This is a genomic window from Parvibium lacunae, from assembly GCF_003335215.1.
GTDB lineage: Bacteria > Pseudomonadota > Gammaproteobacteria > Burkholderiales > Burkholderiaceae_D > Parvibium > Parvibium lacunae.
In genome coordinates this window covers 1-23,809 of the sequence record NZ_QPGB01000006.1, presented here as the reverse complement: position 1 = coordinate 23,809, position 23,809 = coordinate 1, and the positions used below count along the sequence as shown (strand labels likewise).

Here is a 23,809-nt window from a genome sequence, read left to right as displayed (position 1 = left end):
AATATCTAAGGCATAATCTTATGCCAAAAATGCATTGCAAATCGTATTCATCTGCATAGGGATATGTCACTCTACCCGAAAGACATCATTATGCGAACTCGCTCCTCTACAACGACTCATTCTGCCCCGCTTCGTGTTGCGAATACGAATCAGGAATCCCTTCGTCAGACCAATGACTGGCAGGTTTTGGCGACATTGTTGCCTTACTTGTGGCGTTATCGCGGACGCTTATTGTGGGCGTTACTATTTTTGGTTGCCGCGAAGTTAGCGCATATTGGCGTGCCCCTGCTGTTAAAACAGCTGGTGGACGCCATGGACCAAACCCAGTTAGGAACAGTAGTGCTAGTAGTACCACTCGGGTTGTTGTTCGCTTACGGCGGGTTGCGCCTAGCAACGACGCTCTTTACTGAACTACGCGAAGTCGTCTTTGCCAAGGTAACGCAAGGTGCTGTCAGGACAATTGCGCTCCAAGTCTTTGCGCATTTGCACACGTTATCTTTGCGTTTTCACCTTAGTCGTCAGACGGGGGGAGTAACACGCGATATTGAACGGGGAACTCGGGGGATATCGAGTTTAGTGTCTTACACTCTCTATAGCATTGTGCCGACTTTGCTCGAAATTACGCTGGTTGTTGGCTATTTGCTCTGGCACTACGATTGGACGTTTGCCCTGATTGCACTGACTGCCTTGGTTTTGTATATCGCTTATACCATTGGTGTCACCGAGTGGCGCACCCACTTTCGACGCACTATGAACGAATTGGACAGTAAAGCGAATGTGCGTGCGATTGACTCCTTGTTGAATTATGAAACCGTCAAGTATTTTGGCAATGAAGCATTTGAATTGCAGCGTTACGATGAAAGCATGGCTCGTTGGGAGCGGGCGGCGATTCAGTCGCAATACTCGCTCTCACTGTTGAATCTGGGGCAGTCACTCATCATCGCGGTAGCGGTCAGTCTGATGTTGTGGCGAGCGACAGTGGGCGTTGCTGCGGGTCAGATGACATTGGGTGACTTGGTCTTGGTGAATGCGTTCATGCTGCAGCTATATGTGCCACTCAATTTTCTTGGTGTGATTTATCGAGAAATCAAACAAAGCCTGACTGATATGGATCGCTTGTTTAGGTTGCTGCGAGAAAATCAGGAAGTGGCAGATCAGCCTGAGGCGCAACCCTTATCGGTGAGCGGCGGAGAGATCACTTTTGCGAACGTCACGTTTGCCTATGAGCCAAACCGCCCCATTCTACGGGACGTGAGTTTCACCGTGCCAACGGGCACTACTACCGCTGTGGTGGGGCCGAGTGGCGCGGGTAAATCAACCTTGGCGCGCTTGCTGTTTCGTTTTTATGATGTTCAGCAAGGGCAGATCTTGATCGATGGCCAGGATATACGGCAGGTCACGCAGCACAGCTTAAGGTCGGCGATTGGCATCGTGCCGCAAGACACCGTTCTTTTCAATGATGACATTGGTTATAACATTAGCTATGGTAAACCGGGTGCGACCGAGGCCGAGATTACCGCGGCGGCGCAAGCTGCGAATATTCACCCTTTCATTCAATCTTTACCTGAAGGGTATCGAACCCAGGTTGGCGAGCGGGGTTTAAAGCTATCAGGCGGCGAAAAACAGCGGGTAGCGATTGCCCGTACCCTTTTGAAAAATCCGCCGATTTTGCTTTTTGATGAAGCTACCTCAGCCCTTGATTCCCACTCTGAGCAGGCGATTCAGCAGGAGTTGCGGCGTCTGGCAGAACAGCATACAGCACTGGTGATTGCACACCGCTTATCGACGATCGTGCATGCAGAGCAGATTTTAGTGATGCGCGATGGACAAATCGTTGAGCGTGGAACGCATACCCATTTGCTCACCAAAAATGGGCTTTATGCCCAAATGTGGGCATTGCAGCAGCAAGATGAAGTCGTAGTACCGGCAGTAACCCAATAACTATTTCAATAATGAATCTGTTGTATTTATCAGGTAAACGAGGAGACCTATGGAAAGCAAATGGCTAGAGGATTTTGTTAGCTTGGCCGAAACGCGCAGTTTTAGTAAGGCGGCCGCAGCAAGGAATGTGACACAACCGGCTTTTTCGCGTCGTATTCAAGCGCTAGAGGCGTGGGTTGGCGCAGAATTGATCGATCGATCGGCCTATCCGACTCGTTTGACCGAGGCGGGAGAGTTGTTTTATGGGCATGCAGTGGAGTTGTTGGCCCAAGTCGGGCAGGTACGCTCCTTGCTAAGAGGTCAACGTGCGGATCGAAATGAAGTCATTGATTTTGCCGTTCCGCATAACTTATCGCTCACTTTCTTCCCAAAATGGTTGACAGAGTTAGAGCATGGCTATGGGCGACTGAATACGCGCCTAGTGGCATTAAATGTGCATGATGCGGTAATGAACCTGGTCGAGGGCAATTGTGATTTTGTGTTGTGTTATCACCATGCGCGCTTACCGGTGAAGTTGGATCCAGTGCGTTATGAAATGTTGTTGATTGGTAAAGAACGTTTGCAACCCTATAGCCGTAGCAATGAGCAAGGCAAACCGTATTATCTGTTGCCGGGGGTGCCAGAGCAGAAAATCCCCTTTCTGTCCTACACACAAGGCGCTTACCTTGGTAAGATGGTTGATCTGATTTTGGCAGACTCTAGCCGAGCGCTGTATTTAGATAAGCTCTACGAAACGGATATGGCAGAAGGATTGAAAGCCATGGCGCTGGAAGGGCACGGCGTGGCATTTTTGCCTGGCAGTGCGGTAACCAGAGAGGTAGCCGCAGGCCATTTAGCGCTGGCGGGTGAGGGGATGGTGCTTGATATGGAAATTCGTCTATACCGCGAGCGACCCACCCCGGCGCAACCTGGTAAAGCTTCGCTGAATGCGTTATGGGCTTATTTATCCCGGCATTATGCGAACTCTTGAGGGCTCAGAGATCAAGAGATGTCTTAGCCTTAAGTGTTATGCAAAAAATGCATTGGATTATGAGTAATAAGGATCGTTATAGTGCATGAATAACATAAGTTAATGACAAAAATATGGATCACCCCGTAGAGGGTGACACAGTGTGGCAGCTTATTTGCGAGGAGATTATGCTGCGTATGATGCATCGACATGTTGTGAGGCCATGGGCCTTGGGGATTATTGCGCTTTTTTCGGCAGCGGCTGTTGCGCAGACGCCGACTTTAGATCGCATTCGTCAAACAGGGGTGATTACAATCGCTCACCGCGAAAGCTCTCTCCCTTTCTCATTTCTTGATCAAAACAAAAAACCAATTGGCTATGCGGTCGATGTTTGCTTAAAGGCAGCTGATGCCGTCAAGCGTGAGCTAAAACTCAAAGAGTTGCGGATTGAGTGGATGCTGGTTACGCCCAAAAACCGTATTGAAATGATTCAGCAAGGTAAGGCTGATATGGAATGCGGCTCAACCACGAATAACCGCGAGCGGCGTGAGAAAGTCGCCTTCACAATCCCACACTACATTGCTGGTGCGCGTATTCTCGTTAAAAAGTCATCGGGGATTACTTCCCTTGAGGGCTTACGCGGTAAAACGGTGGTGACGACCAAAGGCACCACAACGGTCAAGATACTGCGGGCCCAAGATGATCAGCGTGTGCTGAAGCTCAATTTGGTTGAGGCAGATGATCACGCGCAATCTTTCAAAATGGTGGAGGAGGGCAAGGCAGACGCCTTCGCGATGGATGATGTGCTGCTGTTCAGCCTGCGTGCCCAAGCTGCTAACCCTACCGATTTTGAGGTGGTGGGCGATTACCTCTCGATCGAGCCTTTGGCCATTATGCTTAGCAAAGACGACGCGGCATTCAAAAAGATTGTTGACCGTGAAGTTACGCGCTTGATTGTTGATTTTGAGATGCAGGCACTTTATAAGAAGTGGTTTTTGGAACCAATTCCGCCAAAAGGAATCAATCTCAAAATTCCAATGAGTTATTTGTTGCGCGACTCTTTCCGGTTCCCGACCGATAAGGTCAACGATTAAATAAGTATTGGATTTACCCTGGAAGGCGGGACGGCCTTCTTTTTTAACCCTAGTACGAGGAGACGTTACTCATGAAGTTAGCAAAATTAAGCTTGGCAGTGGCTGCAGGTTTGTTGGCCTTGGGGGCTCAAGCTGACACCCTGGCTAAGTTCAAAACCAATGGCAAAGCGGTAATGGGCGTGCGCGAATCATCCATTCCTCTTTCCTACACAATTGGCGATGGTAAATACGTGGGTTACCACGTTGAAATTTGTGAGCGTATCCTGCGCAACGCGCGTGCGAAAGCAGGCGTTGCTAACTTGGCGATCGAATACGTGCCAGTTACTTCACAAAACCGTCAACCCCTCTTGATGAACGGTACCGTGGACATCGAGTGTGGCTCCACCACCAACAATGCGACACGCCAGCAGCAAGTTGCTTTTGCGCTGACAACATACATCACGGAAGTCCGCATGGCAGTTCGCGCTAACAGCGGTATCGACTCAATCAACCAGTTGAATGGTAAAACCGTGATCACCACAACCGGGACAACTTCTGTGCAGCACTTGCGTCGTCACGAGAAATCTGCCGGCGTAGACTTCAAAGAAGTGTATGGTAAAGACCACGCTGACTCTTTCCTGTTGTTGGAAACGGGTCGTGGCGAAGCCTTTATTATGGATGACAACCTCTTGGCAGGTCTGATCGCCAACTCCAAAGCTCCCGCCGATTTCAAAATCGCCGGTGAAGTCTTGAACGTTGAGCCGATTGCCATCATGCTGCGCAAAGATGATCCTGAGTTCAAAAAAGTGGCTGATGACACGATTCGCGATTTGATCAAGAGCGGTGAATTGACCAAGCTATACGCTAAGTGGTTTACTTCACCGATTCCACCGAAAAACAGCAACCTGAACATGCCCATGGGCGCAGGCCTGAAAGCAGCGTTGGCTAACCCCAACGACAATCCGATGGAAGCTTACGCTAAGAAGTAATTCAGCGTATTCTTAAAAAATTGGGCTTAGCGGTATACCGCTAAGCCCAATTTGTGTCTAAAGCAGCATATGGAAATAATAAATTTGCATCACTAAGTTTGAGCAAATAACAAAAGTCGTATGGTTTAATTGCGGTTGTGCACTGGGTGAACATGATTTGCATAAACCGTTGAGGAGGTCTAATGAATAAATACCAATGGGACTGGGAATTCTTCCTGCGAGATAATGGCGGGGGGCAGACCTATTTGGACTGGATATTGTCAGCCTGGGGCTGGACGATTTCTGTGGCATTTAGTGCGCTGGTAATTGCACTGGTAATTGGCTCAGTAATCGGCACGATTCGTACCGTGCCCAATACGCTGCTGAATCGAATCGGCAATGCCTGGGTCGAGTTATTTCGCAATATTCCTTTGTTGGTACAAATTTTTATGTGGTACCACGTGTTGCCTCAAATCTTTTTGAGCTTACGCCACGTGCCACCCTTTGTGTTGGTCGTCTGTGGCCTCGGGTTCTTCACCTCCGCCCGAATTGCGGAGCAAGTTCGCGCCGGTATTCAATCTCTACCACGTGGACAACGTATGGCGGGTTTGGCGACCGGGATGACGATGGCGCAAACATATCGCTATGTACTATTGCCAATGGCTTACCGGATTATCATTCCTCCCCTCACCTCCGAGAGTATGAATATCATCAAAAACTCCTCAGTAGCGTTCGCGGTGAGTATTGCTGAGCTTACCCAATATGCGATGCAAGTCCAGGAGGAAACCTCGCGAGGGATTGAGACTTATCTGGCGGTGACTGCGCTGTACTTCCTTAGTGCTTTCGCTGTTAACCGCATGATGTCGTTTGTCGAGATCAAAGTGCGCGTGCCAGGTTACATTGGAGGGGGCAAATAATGCTGAATCTTGATTTAAGTTTTTTCAGCTTTCAGCTGCTCAAAGACTTTGTGCTCAAAGGCTTTTTGTTTAGTGTCGAGCTCACCGTGATCGCGATGATCGGCGGTATTTTCTTTGGTACGATTTTGGCGCTGATGCGTTTGTCAGGTAAAAAGTATCTGGTGATACCTGCTACTGCTTACGTGAATACCATGCGCTCGATTCCCTTGGTCATGGTGATTCTCTGGTTTTACCTGTTGATTCCCTTTGTCACTGGTAAGTCGTTGGGCGCCGAGAATTCCGCCATTATCACTTTCATCGCGTTTGAGTGTGCTTATTACTCAGAAATTATGCGGGCGGGGATCCAGTCTATTTCCCGTGGTCAGGTGTATGCGGGGCAAGCACTGGGGATGACGTATGCGCAAAATATGAAATTGATTATTTTGCCGCAAGCGTTTCGTAACATGCTACCCGTACTGCTCACGCAAACGATCATCTTGTTCCAAGATACTTCCCTTGTCTACGCAATCGGTGCTTACGATATGTTGAAAGGGTTGGAGGTTGCAGGTAAGAACTATGGTCGTCCGGTTGAGGCCTACCTGCTGGCAGTGGTGTTCTATTTCATCATCTGCTACAGCCTATCCCTCCTGGTGAAGCGCTTACAGGCCAAGATTGCCATTGTGCGCTAGAGAACTGATTGAGACTGAATTGAATAAGAGGATGACATGATTGACATTAAGAACGTAAGCAAATGGTATGGCAGTTTCCAAGTGTTAAACAACTGCACAACCAATATTCAAAAAGGCGAGGTGGTCGTTGTTTGCGGTCCTTCCGGCTCCGGAAAATCAACTTTGATTAAGACCGTGAATGCGCTTGAGCCTTTTCAACAGGGTGAAATCGTGGTGGATGGGATTTCTCTATCCGATCCTAAGACTGACTTGCCTAAACTGCGTGCCCGTTGCGGTATGGTGTTCCAAAATTTCGAGCTCTTCCCGCACTTATCTGTGACGGAAAACCTGACGTTGGCACAAATTAAAGTGCTCAAGCGCAGTAAAGCAGAAGCGATTGAGCACGGCCTGAAATATCTGGATCGTGTGGGTTTGCTGGCGCATAAAGATAAATTTCCGGGCCAGTTATCGGGTGGTCAGCAACAGCGTGTGGCGATTGCGCGCGCGCTGTCCATGGATCCGATTGTGATGTTGTTCGATGAGCCGACTTCCGCGCTTGATCCTGAGATGGTCGGTGAAGTGTTAGATGTCATGATGCAACTCGCGCAAGAAGGCATGACCATGATGTGTGTAACCCACGAAATGGGGTTTGCACGCAAAGTAGCGCATCGTGTCATCTTCATGGATGTGGGCGGTAAGATTCTGGAGGATTGCTCTAAAGACGAATTCTTCGGCAACCCCGATGCTCGTCAGGCACGTACCAAAGACTTCTTGAATAAGATTTTGGCACACTGATTGCTTTAGCGTTTCTCCGCTCAAAAAGGCACGCCGTGGCGTGCCTTTTTTATATCGCGTTTGGCTGTCGCCATGGTGGCGTATCTCCTAATTCTTCTGTCAAAAAATCAATAAAGCGACGAATGCGCGTCGCTAAATATTGACGTTCCGAATAGACGGCATACACATCGCCAGCGGGTAAAGCAACATCGGGTAGCAATCGCCGCAAGCGCCCCGAGCGGATATCGGTAGCTACATCCCATTCAGAGCGCAGCATAATGCCTCGCCCAGCGAGCGCCCAGCTCCGAATGACTTCGCCATCATTACTCGCGAGATTTCCCCGAACTTTAAATTGGCAAAGTCGGCCTGCTTTATCGAGATAGGACCACACGCCGTATCTGCCTGCATTTTCACGTAAAACCAAGCAATTATGCTGTGCGAGTTCAGCAATATTCTGCGGCTGCCCATGTGCCGTCAGGTAACTAGGGGCTGCCACAATGAACCGGCGATTCGGGGCGATTTTGCGGGCGATTAATTGTGACTGGGGTAGCTTATCTAGCCGAATCACCAAGTCGAACCCGCGTTCTGACAAATCGATCGGATTGTCAGTGAGCTCAAGTTGAACCTGTACGGCTGGGTAGCGCTGGGTGTAACGTTCTATCGCCGGTGCGATATAGCGACGACCAAAGCCAAACGTGGCGCCTACTTTTAATAAGCCACGCGGTTCGATTTGTTGTGCGCCAATCAGTCCATCAAGTTCATCCAGATCACTCAAAATCTGTTGTGCGCGGCTCAGTAATAACTCTCCCTCTGCCGTCAGGCTCATGCGTCGCGTACTGCGATTAACGAGCCTTAGCCCCACGCGTGCTTCGAGCGCCGCCAGACGCTTACTGACTGCCGCTGGCGTGAGTGAAAGCTCGACGGCGGCCTTAGTCAAACTGCCGGCTTGTGTAAGCACCGCAAAAAATTGAAGATCATGAACCCAGTTCATTATTAACCTGAATTTAAAAAAGTGATGAAAACGATTGTATTTAATATTTCATTGAAATGGTTAGACTATTGCAAATAGCTCACCATGGGAATCACCATGTTATTTGGAAATGAATTTGAAAGCGTGACGATTGAAGTAATGTCAGGGATCGTGATGCAGGGGCGTGTTACAGCACAAAAGCAGCTACCGCCCTTACTGCTACTGCACGGGCATCCCCAAACTCATGTGATTTGGCACCGGGTTGCACCACAACTTGCGCAACATTTTTCACTAGTCATGCCTGACTTGCGGGGATATGGCGATAGCAGTAAGCCGCCCAGTGATGCCCACCATGCTACCTACAGCAAGCGCGCTATGGCGCATGACTTACGAGCTTTGATGGCACAACTTGGTTATGAGCGCTTCCAGGTGCTGGCGCATGATCGTGGGGCGCGGGTGGCGCACCGTCTGGCGGTCGATTATCCCGAAGCCGTCGAGCGCATGCTGTTATTGGACATTGCGCCTACGCTGGCGATGTATGAACAAACCTCGCAAGCCTTTGCCACTGCCTACTGGCATTGGTTTTTCTTAATCCAGGCAGCGCCGTTTCCCGAGAATTTAATCAATGCCAACCCTTTGGCGTATCTGCGCAAAACCATGCGGGCCGCAGTGGGCGAGTTTGATCCTCATGCTTGGGCCGAATATGAGCGCTGTATTCAAAACCCCGAAACCGTGCGCGCGATTTGTGAAGACTACCGCGCTGCGGCCAGCATAGATTTAGAGCATGCCCGCGCCGATATTGCCCGCCAACGCTGGATTGAATGCCCTCTCCATGTGCTGTGGGGCAAACAAGGGGTGATACAGCAATGTTTTGACCCGCTCGCCGAGTGGCGCAAGTTATGCCGCCAGCCTACGCAGGTCACAGGCGGCGCCATTGATTGTGGCCATTACATCCCAGAAGAGTCGCCACAGCGGCTGGTGGACGCTGCCCTGCAATTTTTTACACACTCACGATAGAAAGAGATCCGACTATGTCAGTTAAACGAATCGCCGTGATTCCCGGTGATGGAATCGGTAAGGAAGTTGTCCCCGAAGGTATCCGCGTGCTGGAAGCCTGTGCCAAAAAATTTGATATTGGCTTGCAATTTGACTATCACGATTGGGCCAGTTGTGATTGGTATGCGCAGCATGGCGAGATGATGCCCGCCGACTGGAAGGTGCGTCTGAAGGGGGTGGATGCGATTTTCTTTGGCGCGGTGGGGTGGCCAGAAAAAGTCCCAGACCATATTTCGCTATGGGGTTCATTACTGCAATTTCGGCGCGAGTTTGATCAATACATCAACCTGCGCCCGGTTCGTTTATTTGAGGGGGTGCCCTGTCCCCTGGCCAATCGTAAGCCGGGTGAGATTGATTTTTATGTTGTGCGTGAGAATACGGAAGGGGAGTATTCCAGTACTGGCGGCATTTTGTATGCGGGGACGGAGCGCGAAGTCGCACTACAGCAAAGTGTATTTAGCCGGATTGGGGTAGATCGTGTGCTCAAGTATGGCTTTGAGCTCGCCCAGCAGCGCGGTAAACACCTGACCTCGGCCACCAAATCGAATGGCATTTCCATCACTATGCCCTACTGGGATAGCCGCGTCGCTGAAATGAGCAAAGCTTACCCCGAGGTGCGCGTCGACCAATACCACATCGACATTCTCACCGCCCACTTTGTGCGAAACCCGGATCGTTTTGATGTGGTCGTGGCCTCTAATTTATTTGGCGATATTTTGTCCGACCTTGGCCCAGCCTGCACCGGCACGATTGGGATTGCGCCCAGTGCCAACCTCAATCCAGAACGTAAGTTTCCCTCCCTGTTTGAGCCTGTACATGGCTCTGCGCCCGATATTGCTGGGAAGGGTATCGCCAACCCGATTGGCCAAATTTGGACGGGCGCCATGATGCTCGATTTTCTTGGGCATCGCGCAGCGCATGATGCCATTCTGCACGCCATTGAAATCGTCCTCAAGTCTGGGCCGCGCACGGCAGATATGGGCGGGTCGGCGAATACCGTTGAGGTTGGTCAGGCGATTGCGGCTTTAATTTAAGCGCTTGATTCAAGTGACTAATACGATGGGGTGTGTACCAACAAGAGCAATGCGATAATGTGCCTTATTGATTAGTCACAGCTTGGATTGCCCCAGTATGAACACACCTGCCTCTCCTCACGTTACGCCCCAAACGCTCACACTCACCCGCCCCGACGATTGGCACTTGCACGTGCGCGATGGGGCAGCGCTAGCGGCGGTATTGCCTGATACGGCCCGCCAATTCGGGCGCGCTATCATCATGCCCAACCTTAAGCCACCCGTCACCACCGTGGCCTTGGCGCTAGCGTATCGCGAGCGGATTCTGGCCGCTATTCCTACAGGTATGGCGTTTGAACCGCTGATGACGCTGTATCTCACCGACAATACGAATCCCGATGAAATTCAGCGCGTCAAAGACAGCGGCTTTGTGCATGCCCTTAAACTTTACCCGGCTGGGGCGACGACCAATTCCGATGCTGGGGTAACGGATATTCGCAAATGCAGCGCCGTGCTCGAGGCCATGCAACGCCTCGGCGTCCCCCTGCTGATTCATGGCGAAGTCACCGATAGCCATGTAGATATTTTTGACCGCGAAAAAGTCTTTATTGATACCGTGCTCGAACCACTGCGTCGTGATTTCCCCGCACTCAAAATTGTGTTTGAGCACATCACCACCCGCGAAGCCGCGCAATACGTTGCGAGCACAGATGAAAAGGTAGCGGCTACCATTACCGCACATCATTTGCTCTACAACCGCAATGCGATTTTCACGGGCGGCATCCGCCCACACTATTACTGCTTGCCGGTCTTGAAGCGTGAGCCGCATCGCCAAGCGTTATTGGCCGCAGCTACCAGTGGCAGTGCGAAGTTTTTCTTAGGCACCGACAGTGCCCCGCATGCCAAAGGCGCAAAAGAAATGGCCTGCGGGTGCGCCGGTTGTTATACTGCATTGCACGCGATGGAGCTGTATGCCGAAGCATTTGAAAGCGTCAATGCACTCGATAAGTTAGAAGCTTTCGCGAGCTTGCATGGCCCGGCTTTCTATGGCTTGCCGGTCAATAGCGGCACCTTGACACTGGTACGCGAGAGCTGGACCCTGCCAACAGAATTGCCATATGGCGGGCAGACATTGGTGCCGCTACGGGCGGGCGAAACGCTCACGTGGAAGGTTACAGCGCAAACCTAATCATGTTGTGAAACATCAGTTTTAAACGAGGAGCAGTGATGATCGTACTGGTAACAGGAGCAACGGCTGGTTTCGGGCTGGCCATCACACAAAAATTTGTGGCAGCAGGTCACCGTGTTATTGCCGCTGGTCGCCGACAAGCGCGTTTGGCCGACTTACAGGCCAGTTTGGGTGATGCTGTGTATCCTTTGGTCTTGGATGTCAGCGATCGGCAAGCCGTGGCCACGGCGCTCACTTCCTTGCCAGCCGCGTGGCAGGCGATCGATATTTTGGTCAATAACGCCGGCTTAGCCCTGGGGCTAGAGCCAGCCCATCGCGCCAGTCTGGATGATTGGGAAACCATGGTTGACACCAACATCAAAGGGCTGCTTTATTGCACACGGCTTGTGTTACCAGGCATGGTGGAGCGCGGGCGCGGGCATGTGATTAATATTGGCTCCACAGCAGGGGAGTGGCCTTACCCCGGTGGTAACACCTACGGGGCGACCAAAGCCTTTGTGTACCAATTCTCCATGAACCTGCGTGCCGATTTATTGGGAACCCCGGTGCGCGTGACCGATGTCGAACCCGGCTTATGTGGTGGTACAGAGTTCTCTAACGTACGCTTTCATGGTGATGACAGTAAAGCCGCGAAAGTCTATGAAGGCACCCAGCCCCTCACGGCCGAAGACATTGCTGAAACCGTCTATTGGGTCGCCTCTCGCCCTGCCCATGTCAATGTGAATAGCATTCAATTGATGCCCGTTTGCCAAGCATTTTCGCCGTTGGCAGTGCATCGGGGTTAAGTAGGCTTGCTATCGACTGTGGTGAAATATTCTTCTACGCGTATAAACTTACCAAAAATTCTGATATCTATCTTCAGTCTATTGCTGCTATCACCGAGTCTCTATGCGGGTGAACTAACCCCACCCGCATCCCGCACGCAAGCGGATAAGGCTCAAGCGAAATCCATTAACAATGGCGTCAGCCCGAAAGAAATCGAGTGGGCACTGCAACTCGAACAAAAAATGAACAATGACAACTATCAACCGAATGCATCGGAGGTTGGTCGTTACCAAAATATCCTGCAGCAATTCTCTGCGGCACCAAAGCAACCATCTCAGGCAGAGAAGTCCATTCCAAAAACCAACAGCAACGTCAGTCAAGCAGAAATAGAGTGGGCACGGCAACTCGAACAAAAAGTGGAGAATGAGAACTATCAACCGAATACATCGGAGGTTAGTCGTTACCAAAATATCCTGCAGCAATTCTATGCGGCACCAAAGCAACCACCTCAGGCAGAGAAGTCCATTCCAAAAGCCAACAGCAACGTCAGTCAAGCAGAAATCGAGTGGGCACTGCAACTCGAACAAAAAGTGAAGAATGAGAACTATCAACCGAATGCATCGGAGGTTAGTGCTTATCAAGCGATAGCGGAGCGACTCATCAATACTAAGCAGTAGGCAAACAACATCTGGTGCAACAGTTAACGCCCCCGTACCACCGCATACCCCCGCTGCGGCAAACCACTGCGCAGCATGGCTTGCAGTGCGGCTTGTGCGACTTCTTCGTGCTCAAACTCCGCAAAAATCGTGGCACCAGAACCGCTCATGCGAACCAAGCCATTGGGTTGAATGTGCCGCAAGGTGGCGAGGGCCGCACTAATTTCCGGGAATTGCTTTTCAGCGATGGCTTGTAAATCATTCCGGCCAAAAATGAGTTTGTTGGTCATGTAGGCAAATTGCACTTGGCTTAGCGTGATTCCAGGGGTATTTCTGACTAAATCGGGTGCGGTAAAGATCGTCGCGGTCGGCACATGCACCGGCGGCACCCAAACTAAATACCAGCGTGGCGGAATCATCAGCGCTTGCATTTGTTCGCCAATCCCTTCCACAAGAGCATTTTGTCCAAACAAAAAGAAGGGGACATCTGCCCCGAGCTGCACGCCAAGCGCCTGTAGCTGGGGCACGCTCAAGCCGGTTTGCCAAAGTTGATTGAGCGCACTTAAGGTTGCCGCTGCATCTGAACTCCCGCCACCCACGCCGCCACCAAGCGGGAGCCGCTTTTCTAAATGAATCTGGGCACCATATGCGCAGCCCGTATGTTGCTGTAACAGGCGCGCGGCACGTACCACGAGGTCCTGCTCGGCCGGAACACTGGGCTGTGGATTAAGCAGGGTGATGACACCATCTGTAGTGCGTGTAAATTGTAAGTCGTCACACCAATCAATCAATTGGAACGCGCTTTGCAGCAAATGATAGCCATCGGTACGCCGCCCCACGATATGCAAAAATAGGTTGAGCTTAGCTGGGGCATGCACCGAGAGTTGAGGTAGAGACATACGCTAGTGAGTTGTTGTAACAGGCGGGTTGTTCGCATCTAAAAGAATGCGCAGTCTGACGGCGGGTTGTGTTGCATTCCCCGGGTGCTCGGCTTGCAATTGCCGCGGCTTGTCCGGTTGATCTGCGGCGGCACTGGCGAGTGGCAAGGTGGTTACTTCCCAACCCTGCTGCTGGATGGAAGAAATTTTTCCGTTTACCAAGGCCTGTAACCAGTCAGGCAGTAGGTTAACGGGAACGGGCCAGCCGAGCAGTTGGTTGATCAGATCATTGGGGTCTGTGCCGTGCAGCAAGGGCTGGTTCGGTTGCCAAAGCGTCGCCTGCCCTGCTTGCCAGGAAAGGGTGGCGAGTGTGTTGCCAAAGGGGCTATTGAGTTCCAGGCTGTAGCTATCCCGCTGCTGAGTTAGGGTGAAGCGACCCTGTCCGTAAGTTGGGCTGCCATGTTGCTCGTAGCGCAGACTGAAGCGACCACTATAAGCAAGCGTGACTGGGCTGTCGGCAGACGGCGGCAGCACGCTGGCGTCTGTTGTTGGGGTGGCTACTGTGGTGAAGGTCGTGCAGCCAACCAGGCTCAACATGACGATCAGCGCGATGCATGCTGTGCTCATGCGGCGCCATAGCCCTGGTGCAGTAAGCAATGGGCGAGCGGCTCGCCCGTGATAACCTTGTGCAAGCATCGTGATTGTTGACCCTAGGGCGTTGCGGGGCGTGTACCAAGGTAACGTTGCAGCGTCTCTTGGAGTACGGTGTTATCCGCTTCACGCTGCTGCCCCTCGCGCCATATTTGTTGCGCTTGTTCGCGCTGCCCCCTGAGCCACAGCACTTCACCCAGATGGGCGGCAATCTCGGCGTCAGGCAAGCCGGCATAGGCCTGTCGCAGGTAGGTTTCCGCTTGTTCTAATTGACCCATCCGAAAGTAAACCCAGCCTAAACTGTCGATGATCATGGGGTCATTGGGTTGCAGACGCAGCGCCTGTTGAATCAGCGTTAAACTTTCTGGCAGTCGCAGATTGCGGTCTGCCAAACTATAGCCCAGTGCGTTGTAGGCGCGGGCATCATTAGGTTGGAGGGCGATTACGCGACGTAGTTGTGTTTCGAGAATATCAAGGCGCCCAATTTTTTCAGCACTCAGCGCATATTCATACAGATAATCGGGATTTTGTTCGTGCTCACTGAGGGCATCATTGAGCAAAGTAAAGGCCTCGTTATGGCGTTTTGCCTCACGCAGCAGGCTTGATTCTAATAGCCGCAAACGCGCATCGTCTGCCGGGTTCTGCGCCCGCCGTTGCTGTAAATATTGCTGGGCAACGGCCATACCCTGCTTGTCGCGGAGTAACTTGGCGCTGCGGGCTAGCGCTGTCGCTCGCTGGCTCGCCCCTTGCACCCGCTCGTACCACTGGATCGCAGCAGCAACATCTTGGGCTTCTTCACGCAGTTGGCCGAGAGTGAGGTAAACAATATCCAATTCACGCCCCGGCTTGGTTGAATTGGCTTTTTCATCCCCGTTTTGCACGTAGCGGGCCAACAGGCTTTCTGCTTCGCTAAAGGCATTTTTTTGTAATAAGACCCGTGCAAGTAGCAGCAGCGTGTCGAGGTCATTCGGCTTTTGTTGTTGAAGCTGGCGTAGATTGACTTCAGCGGCTTCCCATTCCTTTTGCTCAATGTATTGTCTAACGAGCGTTTGCCGGATAGCCTCTTGGTCCGGGTGTTGCGGGTAACGCGTCAAAAAATCGCGTAGCAGGCGAATCGATTGTGCTGGCTCGCTAGCGAGTTGACTAAGCCCCACAATTGCATTGGCGGACTCTGGGTTTAGCTTCAACGCTTTTTGTGCATGAACGAGCGCCGCACTGGTGTTATTGGCTTGCATCGCAGCACGCGCTAGCGTGAGCTGGATTTTTTCACTCTGCTCATATGGGCGCAGCAGGCTTTCAAATAGCGCATAGGCTTGCCCCCGATTGGGTGCGTTAACCAGCGATTGTTGAAGCTCCGCAGCCAACCCTTCACGTTCTGCTAGGGGTATTTTTTTATGGACTTGCAACCATTTCTGTAGGTTTGGACGGGCCTCTTCCAAACGCCCACTGGCAATCTGTAATTCCAAGACACTGCGCTGGGCTGGCACTGATTTTGGTGCGAGCTCCGACCACAGTTGTGCTGCCTGTAAGCTCTGATCGAGGTCGCGTTGCCGATAAGCCAGCTCTGCTGCACGTTTTGCCAGCCGGGGGTCGCGGGTGCGCAAGGCCAAGCTGAGATATTGCTGTAGCGCGAACCCCCCATACCCTCGCTGTGCGGCAATTTCCGCGGCAATCAGTTGTTCCAAGATATCTGGATTGAGGGTGAGTTTTGGCAGGTTTTCCGTGTCTTCCGATTTTTCATCGCTCGCGATTGGCGCGGGCGCTGCCTGCACCGGCGCAGCATATGCCCCGATTAACCAGAGGGTTAGCCCTATTGCACCACAGGCGGCTATCGGTGAAGAAGGGTGGGTATAAGCCAAGGCTAGGGGACGTAATTTCCCACGGGGCGAGAAGGGGATCACAGCGCGTGACAGCAAAGACCTGAAATTCAAGGCACAATCTCTTCGTTTCAACTATGAGGCACCCATTATGCCTGAACTCCCAGAGGTTGAAGTAACCCGGATGGGGGTGGCCCCCCACATTGAAGGCCAAACGCTCACTGGCTTTGTGGCGCGTCGTCCAGATTTACGTTGGCCGATCCCCGACCTCAAGCATTTGTGCGGACAGCGCTTGTTGCATACCGATCGCCGCGGTAAGTATTTGCTTCTCGCCTTCCCAACCGGGTGGGTCATTCTGCATTTAGGCATGTCCGGCCATTTACTGATTGTTGCGCCAGATACCCCAGCCCGGATCCATGATCACGTGGATTTTGTTTTTGGCCAACAGGTTTTACGTCTCTATGATCCCCGTCGGTTTGGTGCGGTATTGTGGCATCCGAAGGCAGCGGGGCCCGTGATCACCCATGCGGCGTTAGCGCGCCTGGGGCGCGAGCCATTTGATCCTGATCTCACTGCGGCCTATTTGCATCGCGAGACCCGCACCCGTCAAGCCCCGATCAAACAGGTCTTGCTCGCTGGCGACATCGTTGTGGGTGTTGGCAATATCTATGCCTCTGAGAGTTTGTTTCGTGCGCGTATTCGCCCGCAAACCCCTGCGCATCGGATCAGTCTGGTGCGTTACGCGACCTTGCTGACAGAGATTCAGGCGGTATTGCGGGAGGCTATTGCCAAAGGGGGCAGCACCCTAAAAGATTTCGTGGGCGCAGACGGCAGTCAAGGGTATTTCCAGTTGACGTATTTTGTCTATGAGCGTGCAGGCCAACCCTGCCGAGTGTGTCGAACACCGATCAAGCGGCTAGTGCAAGGGCAAAGGGCAACGTATTACTGCCCTCAATGCCAACGTTGAAGGCTATCGCCGTTGGTCTATTGCCGCGATTCGCTGCTTTAGACGCCTGTTTTAGCGGGGGCGGCGCGACAAATCGCGGAAATTCGCGGCAAATGACCTAAATCACAGGAAAAAACCAACGCCATATGCTACATTGAAGGCAATGTCTCAGCCGAAAGATGATATCTATTGCGTTGAGCGCTAAAGACAAAGATCGAAATGGGGGATCAGATTATGACAAATCTGGTGGATCGGTTCCAAGAATACAGCACATGGCGGTTTGCACTCAGCCAGGAGATCCGTCGCTATGGCGATTGGCTTAAAGACAATCAGTTCTCTGATGCCACGATCGAGAGCCGCCTCAATCGCCTGCAAGAACGGCTTGCTGATGACAAATTAACCATTGCTTTCGTTGCTGAGTTCTCACGCGGAAAATCCGAGCTAATTAACGCAATCTTTTTTGCCGACTATGGGCGTCGCATTCTGCCCTCGTCTGCGGGCCGCACCACGATGTGCCCGACCGAGCTGATGTACGATGCCAGCTTACCCTCAAGTATTCGCTTATTGCCAATTGAAACCCGCGCTCGCCACGCCACCACCGCAGAATACAAACAATATCCCGAAGAATGGCAGGCTTTCCCTTTAGATACGACGTCTGGCGATGGCATGCTAGAAGCCTTGAGGCGCGTTTCTGAAACCAAAATTGTCTCGGTGGATGAAGCAAAAGCCTACAGCTTGTTTGATGAACAAGATCCCGACCAATTAGCCCAGGTTTCCCCAGATGGCTCGATTGAAATCTCGCGTTGGCGCCATGCGATTATCAATTTCCCGCACCCCCTGCTTGAGCAAGGGCTGGTGATTCTCGATACCCCCGGGTTAAATGCGATCGGTACCGAGCCTGAATTGACCCTTAGTTTAATTCCCAGTGCGCATGCCGTTTTATTTGTGTTGGCAGCCGACACCGGTGTCACTAAGAGCGATATCGAAGTATGGCGCGAGCATATCAGCGCCAATCGCCAGGATGGCCGCATGGTTGTCTTAAATAAGATTGACAGCATGTGGGATGAGCTGAAAACCCCCGAAGAAATTGAAAGTGAAATTACCCGCCAGGTTACCTCGTGTGGGGCGGTGCTAGGGTTGGAAGCCAGCCACATTTTCCCGGTTTCCGCGCAAAAAGGCTTAGTTGGCAAGGTCAATCATGATGACAAGCTGCTACAGCGGAGTCGTTTGCCTGTCCTGGAAACCGCATTGTCGAATGATCTCATTCCGGCTAAGCAAGACATTGTGCGGTCCCAAGTTGAGCAGGAAATTCATGCGCTCGTACACAGCACACAAAACATCTTGGATGCACGCAGCCGCAATATTATTGAGCAGCTACACGAATTAAAAGGCTTGCGTGGCAAAAACCAAAACGTGGTCGAACACATGGTCGCCCGTGTGCAAAATGAAAAGAGCGAGTTTGATAAAAGCTTGCTGCGCTTGCAGGCGATTCGCGCCGTATTTGCCCGTTTGACCAATGACTTATTTACCACGCTGGGTATGGAAGCCCTGCGGACTGAAGTGCGGCGTACCCGCGAGTCCATGATCAATAGCAAGTTTTCTTTTGGCGATAGAGGTTTGCGCGGGACGATGGATGGGTTTTTCATTAACATTCGCAGCAATCTCGAAAAGTCGGGCCGTATCTCAGCAGAAATCATGGACATGATGACGGCCATGTACAAAAAGTTCAGTGAAGAGCATGGACTCATTCTCGCTAAGCCTATCGCCTTTTCAAACCTTAAATACCTCAAAGAAATAGACCGCATCGAAAAAGTCTATCAACAGCAGTTCAGTGGCCTCACCATTCTGACCCGCGAAAAACTACCATTGACACAAAAATTCTTCGAGTCGATTGCCACGCGCGTCAAAGAGACCTTTGATGTTGCCAATCGCGACGTAGAAAGCTGGCTAAAAGCCATCATGGCACCGATGGAGGCCCAAGTCCGCGAGCACCAACTCCAGTTGCGTCGCCGTCTGGATTCCATTAAACGGATTCAAGAAGCCAGTGACACGCTGGAAAGCCGGATCGATGAGCTCGAAGAATTTCAAGGCAATATCGAGCAGCAAACCGCAACCGTGCTAGAGCTAGCGCAGCGGATTGATCATGTGTTGGCGGCAGAATTGGATAACACCTTTTCACTGGCTGACATTGCCGTTGCCTAAGTGAATGCGGGGGTGAATGAGCAAGCATGACGAGGTTGCAACCCCCTGAGCCATCCTTTTCAGCGCGGCTGATCGACTGGCAACGCCGCAGTGGGCGACATCACCTGCCTTGGCAACAGCAAACCGACCCTTATCGGATCTGGCTGTCTGAAATCATGCTGCAACAGACCCAAGTTGCAACCGTGATTCCTTACTACACCCGCTTTCTGGCGCGCTACCCTAGCGTCACAAACCTTGCCGCCGCGCCGATTGAAGATGTGCTCAGCCTCTGGTCTGGCCTTGGGTATTACGCCCGGGCGCGCAATCTGCATCGCTGCGCCCAAGTCGTCACACATGATTACGCAGGGGCTTTCCCCACAGATCCAGACACCCTCGCCCAGCTGCCGGGCATTGGGCGCACAACCGCTGCGGCAATAGCGGTTTTCTCGACGGGCGCACGTGCCGCGATTCTGGATGGTAACGTCAAGCGTGTGCTGACGCGCCATTATGCAATTGCAGGGGTGCCGACACAAAAAACGGTCGAGAATCAGCTCTGGGCCTTGGCCGAGTCATTGCTCCCCAAGACCGAGCTGGCGGTTTATACCCAAGCCCTAATGGATTTGGGCGCAACCCTCTGCACGCGCACCCAACCCCGCTGCATCGATTGCCCTTTACGGCAAACCTGCCAGGCCCACGCACGCGGTCATGCAACCGCCTTTCCGACCCGCGCACTGAAAGCTAAATTGCCTGAAAAAAGCCGCCATTTCTGGGTGCTAAAGTACGGGCAATCAGTTTGGCTGGAGCGCCGTCCCACCAAAGGCATATGGGGCGGCTTATGGAGCTTGCCAGAATTCGACTCATCCCCCACGCTCGACGATGCCCGGCTGCAGCCCTATGGCAATATCGTGTCGATCACCGCCCTGGCCCCATTTCGACACAGCTTTACCCATTTTCACCTGCAGATACAACCGAGCCTGATTCATCTTGAGCAGGCGGCGTGTAACGAACAACCGGACCAGGGCCGTTGGTGGCCGCTGACCGACGCTTTGCAAATCGGTATTCCCAAGCCGGTAAGGCAAATTTTAGCGAACTTGCTCGCTTGAGCCTCGCGTGGCACCAGTGAGTTGGGTGTGGCCTTTGACGTTGATGTCAAAGCCGCCTTGCCCTGCGGCTATGCCGCTTTGCCCAACGGCGCTAAGGTAGTTGTGGTTGAGGCTGCTGCGCGCTACGTTGAGGCTGCCGCTGACTGTTTGGCCGTAGCAGATGGGTGGGATGCAGAGGCTTAGGGAGAAGCCGCTGCTGCTTTGGCTGCTTTGGTAGTCGCTTTGGTTTTGTAGGGTTTGTAGGGTGAGGTCGCGCCCGATGTCAAGTTTGACTCGGTCTCCAGCCAGTTGGGCGCCTTGCAGGCTGGCGTCTCGCCCTGTCTTGACGCTGAGTTGTTCGCTGGCGGTGATTTGGCTGTTGTCCCAGGTGGTTTCGCTGCCGTTGCTCCGCCCCCGCGCTTGCGCGGCGGCTAGCTGGAAGCTGATGCCGTTTTGTTGACCCCCTACCCCTATGGTCACGCCTACGCTGGCGTTGCTGCTGCTATTGGTGCTTTGGAGGGTTTGGGTATTGGCGCCGGCTTGGAGTTTGAGGTCGCGGGCGGCGTCTAGGGTGATGTTGGTACCTTGGACTTTGAGCGCGGTGCCGCTGATGTCGCCTTGGGTGGCGCGCAGTTCTATGTCTTGCCCTTGGAGGTTGGTGCCGCGCACGGTGCTGCTGTCAAAGCTGCTGCTGCTGGTGCTGCGGCTGCCGCCCATGCTGACGTTGATGGCAAAGGCGCTGTTGTTGGGGTCGCCGGGTTTGCCGTCGGCGCTGGGGGGGGCGCTGGTGTTGCCGTCGCTGAGCCGGCCCATGAGTTTCCAGGCGTCGTAGCCGGCTTTGAGGGCGAGCGCGCCTTTGAGTCGGTCGTTGTCGGTTTGTTGGGCTTGTTGGATGCTGTCGCTAATGCGGCTGATCGCGCCGCCAATCACGCCGGCTGGGCGGGCGCCAATGGTGAAGCTGTTGGCTTGGGTTTGGCTACGCTCTTTGAGGGTGTCGCTGATGGCTTGCAAGTCAAGGCTGCCTGCGGTGAGGCTGATTTTTTGTTTGGCGAGGAGGTCGGCCCCTTGGGTGGTGATCTTGCTGTCGCCTTGGGTGACGTCGGTGCCTGCAAGTAGGGTGAGGTTGCCACTTTGTTGGTGGGCGCTTAAACCAGCAGGAAAACATAATGCTAAGCCAACAAAACATAACGCCCTCAGTAATGGCTGAGGGCGCAAAGGAAGGGCGGAATGTTCAGCCTGTAGCTTCAATACCGTTTCCATGTGGGCGTACCGATCAAATCGCCCGTGCTTGGATCAAGCTCATAAAACCAATCAGGTGAGTCATTCAGATATTCGCCAACCAGTACCCCAAATTTGATGATGGGTTCGAGGTAATTCTCACTAAGAACTTGACCATACCGCCCGCTTTTATGGGTGATGACATCGGTACTAGTCTGCTGAATATAGGCACCGCGCTTGGTGCGTTGGTTGATCACACAGCGCAGGCTACCATCGGCATTGAAGATGACCGCATTATGCGGCGCATGAACATCGGGGAAATCCGCCGGCAACGCATCCGTCGTTTGCCCTTGTTGGTCAATACTAAATACCACAACGACACCACTGCGGTCGGGCAAGCGTTTAGGTATGGCGTGAACCGGCAAGCTAATTCGCGTGCCGTCGTCGAGGAGAAAGAAGGTTTCTAGCCATTTGTGTGGTCTTGGTGATTCTTCGTAACCATTAAATGGATTCTCCCAATTTTCTCCTTCACCTTCATAAATGACTTCATAGACAAAATTGTCAGGACAAATTTTTTTCTTGCCAACACTAATTATTGACCTATCCATTTCAACTCCTTCGCAGAGTCAATATTGATCTCATACAGATCGGGCCGATTTTTAGGATTGTTTTGCATGAAGTTGACTTGATGACCATTGCCCGGCAATTCCACTTCATTGATTTTATCGAACATCGGGCCCACAGTCCCTTCGCGCACCCCGGCCCCCGGTTTCACAGTAAATTCAATCACATACAGCTTCTCACCATTGCGGCCTTTCCACTCTTGTGGAATGGCGAGAGGATTGCGCACATCTGACAAAGTATTTACCTCATTCTTGGTGGCCCACAGGCCGAGGCTTTGGGAGGCTTTGTCGATGTTGCCCGCATCAAGATTATCACGGATATTTTTTAGCTGATCTTGATCAATCACCATCCGATAGGTTTCTGGCTGGGTGGTGATACGGTCGGTGACCAGTGTACCTTCCTTCCAAGCGGCGCGTTGGGTTGACCAACGTTCAGGCACATAGCCGAGTTGTTCAGCCAGTTGTTTATTATTTTGTGTATTGGCCTCATCGACCCGCACTAAGCCATCGCGGTCGGTCACCTGCCCTGCATTGATGTTTTCTGCACGGTGGGTGCTGCCAGGCTTAAATTCACGCTGGGCAACGTTCGCAAAACCCGCGTTGTCCGCATAGACATTATTCTCAATAACGGTCTGCTTTGCCGCTTTCTCCGCCGCTGCCTGTTCCGCTTTCTGGGCCAGCTTGGCTTCGATCACTTCCCCGACTTTGGTGACCAAGGCCTTGGCCCCTTTCACGGCAGCGCCACCCACCCCTAATGTCGCCACATCCAGATCAGCCGTACTGGTGGCTAGTCCACCATTGGTCGTGCGCATCCGCGCTAGTGTGGCTTGCTGGTATTCATCAACCGCTTTAACGCTGCCATCACGCGCTGCTTGGCGGGCTTGGTTAACCACCGCATTGGTTTGGTTGGCATCCCCATTCCCCGCAAACTGCCGCAGCATGGTGGCCCGATCACTGGTGTTAAACAGTTGGCTGTCGTTGTATTGCTCGGTGCTCGATCTAAAAAACTGCAGTTTGCTGCCATCGGCAATGATGTCTTGGCCATTGAGTTGAATGGTCTGGTGGCCCAGTTGTCGTTGTAAGTCGAGCACTTGGCTGCGTGCCCAGTTCATCAGGTCGAGTTCTTTTTGCGCTAAATACTTGCCTTCCAGACCATTTTGTTGGCTATTGCTGAGGTCTTGCCGGTATTGGGCGTTTTGCTGGCTTTCTTTTTTGTCGAGCAGGGCTGCTGCTTCCCCTTCTAGCGCTAGGTAGAGTTTGTTGGCAATGTCTTGTTGTTCTTGTGCATTGCGCCCAAGGTCTTGGGCTTTTTTGTCGGCCAGTTTGCGCAGTAGGTTCTTTTCTGCGGGGTGCAGCTGCCGGTTAAAGACATCGGCGTTGTAGCTGTATTGGGCGGTTTGGGCCGCGGTCTCTAGCTTGCCGCCTAAGGCGCCAACCAGGGTGCCAACCAGGGTGCTGCCCAGGGTTTGGATGCCGTTCAGGCCGTTCTCATAGT

21 protein-coding genes and 1 pseudogene are annotated in these 23,809 nt (G+C 52.5%); 15 read left to right on the top strand and 7 right to left on the bottom strand.

All coding sequences use genetic code 11. The features are described 5' to 3' along the window. The first annotated feature begins 63 nt into the window (after positions 1 to 63). The 7 genes from DU000_RS11270 (at position 64) to DU000_RS11240 (ending at position 7,290) form a co-directional block, all read left to right on the top strand. Entirely contained in the window at positions 64 to 1,941 is a 1,878-nt protein-coding gene (locus tag DU000_RS11270) for an ABCB family ABC transporter ATP-binding protein/permease (protein ID WP_240001884.1), read from the top strand. A 49-nt stretch (positions 1,942 to 1,990) separates the two neighbouring features. Next, entirely contained in the window at positions 1,991 to 2,911 is a 921-nt protein-coding gene (locus tag DU000_RS11265; RefSeq protein WP_114403514.1) for a LysR family transcriptional regulator, read from the top strand. A gap of 176 nt (positions 2,912 to 3,087) precedes the next feature. Next, a complete protein-coding gene (locus DU000_RS11260; RefSeq protein WP_240001882.1) occupies positions 3,088 to 3,984 on the top strand; it encodes an amino acid ABC transporter substrate-binding protein in 897 nt (298 codons plus the stop codon). 71 nt (positions 3,985 to 4,055) lie between these two features. Then, positions 4,056 to 4,952, top strand: a complete 897-nt coding sequence (locus DU000_RS11255; protein WP_114403512.1) for an amino acid ABC transporter substrate-binding protein — start codon at positions 4,056 to 4,058, stop codon at positions 4,950 to 4,952. A 182-nt stretch (positions 4,953 to 5,134) separates the two neighbouring features. Beyond that, on the top strand, positions 5,135 to 5,848 hold the full coding sequence (locus tag DU000_RS11250; RefSeq protein WP_114403511.1) for an amino acid ABC transporter permease: 714 nt from the start codon (positions 5,135 to 5,137) through the stop codon (positions 5,846 to 5,848). After that, on the top strand, positions 5,848 to 6,516 hold the full coding sequence (locus tag DU000_RS11245; protein WP_192878486.1) for an amino acid ABC transporter permease: 669 nt from the start codon (positions 5,848 to 5,850) through the stop codon (positions 6,514 to 6,516). The genes DU000_RS11250 and DU000_RS11245 overlap by 1 nt, the downstream gene beginning before the upstream one ends. 36 nt (positions 6,517 to 6,552) lie before the next feature. Next, positions 6,553 to 7,290, top strand: a complete 738-nt coding sequence (locus DU000_RS11240; protein ID WP_114403509.1) for an amino acid ABC transporter ATP-binding protein — start codon at positions 6,553 to 6,555, stop codon at positions 7,288 to 7,290. A gap of 49 nt (positions 7,291 to 7,339) precedes the next feature. Here DU000_RS11240 and DU000_RS11235 read toward each other — a convergent pair whose 3' ends face one another. Next, a complete protein-coding gene (locus tag DU000_RS11235; RefSeq protein WP_114403508.1) occupies positions 7,340 to 8,260 on the bottom strand; it encodes a LysR family transcriptional regulator in 921 nt (306 codons plus the stop codon). A gap of 138 nt (positions 8,261 to 8,398) precedes the next feature. Between DU000_RS11235 and DU000_RS11230 the strand changes: the two genes are divergently transcribed. The 5 genes from DU000_RS11230 to DU000_RS11210 all read left to right on the top strand — a co-directional run bounded on the left by DU000_RS11230 (position 8,399) and on the right by DU000_RS11210 (position 12,939). Next, positions 8,399 to 9,256: an alpha/beta fold hydrolase gene (locus DU000_RS11230; RefSeq protein ID WP_114403652.1), complete on the top strand. Its 858-nt coding sequence runs from the start codon at positions 8,399 to 8,401 to the stop codon at positions 9,254 to 9,256. Between the two features lie 14 nt (positions 9,257 to 9,270). Then, the gene (locus tag DU000_RS11225) at positions 9,271 to 10,329 is read left to right on the top strand and encodes a tartrate dehydrogenase (RefSeq protein ID WP_114403507.1); all 1,059 of its coding nucleotides are present in this window, start codon (positions 9,271 to 9,273) and stop codon (positions 10,327 to 10,329) included. A gap of 97 nt (positions 10,330 to 10,426) precedes the next feature. Beyond that, complete coding sequence (gene pyrC, locus DU000_RS11220; RefSeq protein ID WP_114403506.1) at positions 10,427 to 11,497, top strand: dihydroorotase; 1,071 nt, start codon at positions 10,427 to 10,429, stop codon at positions 11,495 to 11,497. A gap of 38 nt (positions 11,498 to 11,535) precedes the next feature. After that, positions 11,536 to 12,282, top strand: coding sequence for a bifunctional NADP-dependent 3-hydroxy acid dehydrogenase/3-hydroxypropionate dehydrogenase YdfG (gene ydfG, locus DU000_RS11215; RefSeq protein ID WP_114403505.1), 747 nt, complete (start codon positions 11,536 to 11,538; stop codon positions 12,280 to 12,282). Positions 12,283 to 12,363: 81 nt separating this feature from the next. Continuing rightward, positions 12,364 to 12,939: a hypothetical protein gene (locus DU000_RS11210; protein ID WP_114403504.1), complete on the top strand. Its 576-nt coding sequence runs from the start codon at positions 12,364 to 12,366 to the stop codon at positions 12,937 to 12,939. A 23-nt stretch (positions 12,940 to 12,962) separates the two neighbouring features. Here the strand turns inward: DU000_RS11210 and ispE are convergent, their stop codons facing one another. The 3 genes from ispE to DU000_RS11195 form a co-directional block, all read right to left on the bottom strand. Next, a complete protein-coding gene (gene ispE / locus DU000_RS11205; RefSeq protein WP_114403503.1) occupies positions 12,963 to 13,817 on the bottom strand; it encodes a 4-(cytidine 5'-diphospho)-2-C-methyl-D-erythritol kinase in 855 nt (284 codons plus the stop codon). 3 nt (positions 13,818 to 13,820) lie between these two features. Beyond that, entirely contained in the window at positions 13,821 to 14,423 is a 603-nt protein-coding gene (locus DU000_RS11200) for an outer membrane lipoprotein LolB (RefSeq protein WP_158529700.1), read from the bottom strand. 83 nt (positions 14,424 to 14,506) lie between these two features. Next, positions 14,507 to 16,378 carry a tetratricopeptide repeat protein gene (locus DU000_RS11195; protein WP_147267013.1) on the bottom strand — a complete coding sequence of 624 codons (1,872 nt, stop codon included), beginning with the start codon at positions 16,376 to 16,378 and terminating at the stop codon, positions 14,507 to 14,509. Between the two features lie 37 nt (positions 16,379 to 16,415). Between DU000_RS11195 and mutM the strand changes: the two genes are divergently transcribed. The 3 genes from mutM to mutY all read left to right on the top strand — a co-directional run bounded on the left by mutM (position 16,416) and on the right by mutY (position 20,494). Beyond that, on the top strand, positions 16,416 to 17,231 hold the full coding sequence (mutM, locus tag DU000_RS11190; RefSeq protein WP_114403500.1) for a bifunctional DNA-formamidopyrimidine glycosylase/DNA-(apurinic or apyrimidinic site) lyase: 816 nt from the start codon (positions 16,416 to 16,418) through the stop codon (positions 17,229 to 17,231). A 213-nt stretch (positions 17,232 to 17,444) separates the two neighbouring features. Beyond that, positions 17,445 to 19,412, top strand: coding sequence for a dynamin family protein (locus DU000_RS11185; RefSeq protein WP_114403499.1), 1,968 nt, complete (start codon positions 17,445 to 17,447; stop codon positions 19,410 to 19,412). A gap of 26 nt (positions 19,413 to 19,438) precedes the next feature. Then, positions 19,439 to 20,494 (top strand): A/G-specific adenine glycosylase, encoded by a 1,056-nt coding sequence (gene mutY, locus DU000_RS11180; RefSeq protein WP_114403498.1) that lies wholly within the window; start codon positions 19,439 to 19,441, stop codon positions 20,492 to 20,494. On the opposite strand, the gene DU000_RS11175 is transcribed toward mutY, so the two are convergent. The 3 genes and pseudogenes from DU000_RS11175 to DU000_RS12765 form a co-directional block, all read right to left on the bottom strand. After that, positions 20,474 to 21,733, bottom strand: a complete 1,260-nt coding sequence (locus tag DU000_RS11175; RefSeq protein ID WP_114403497.1) for a hemagglutinin repeat-containing protein — start codon at positions 21,731 to 21,733, stop codon at positions 20,474 to 20,476. The genes mutY and DU000_RS11175 overlap by 21 nt on opposite strands. Continuing rightward, positions 21,718 to 22,299, bottom strand: a complete 582-nt coding sequence (locus DU000_RS11170; protein ID WP_114403496.1) for a hypothetical protein — start codon at positions 22,297 to 22,299, stop codon at positions 21,718 to 21,720. The genes DU000_RS11175 and DU000_RS11170 overlap by 16 nt, the downstream gene beginning before the upstream one ends. Then, positions 22,284 to 23,809: pseudogene (locus DU000_RS12765) on the bottom strand (hypothetical protein); the annotation flags it as partial. The pseudogene DU000_RS12765 and the gene DU000_RS11170, both read right to left, overlap by 16 nt.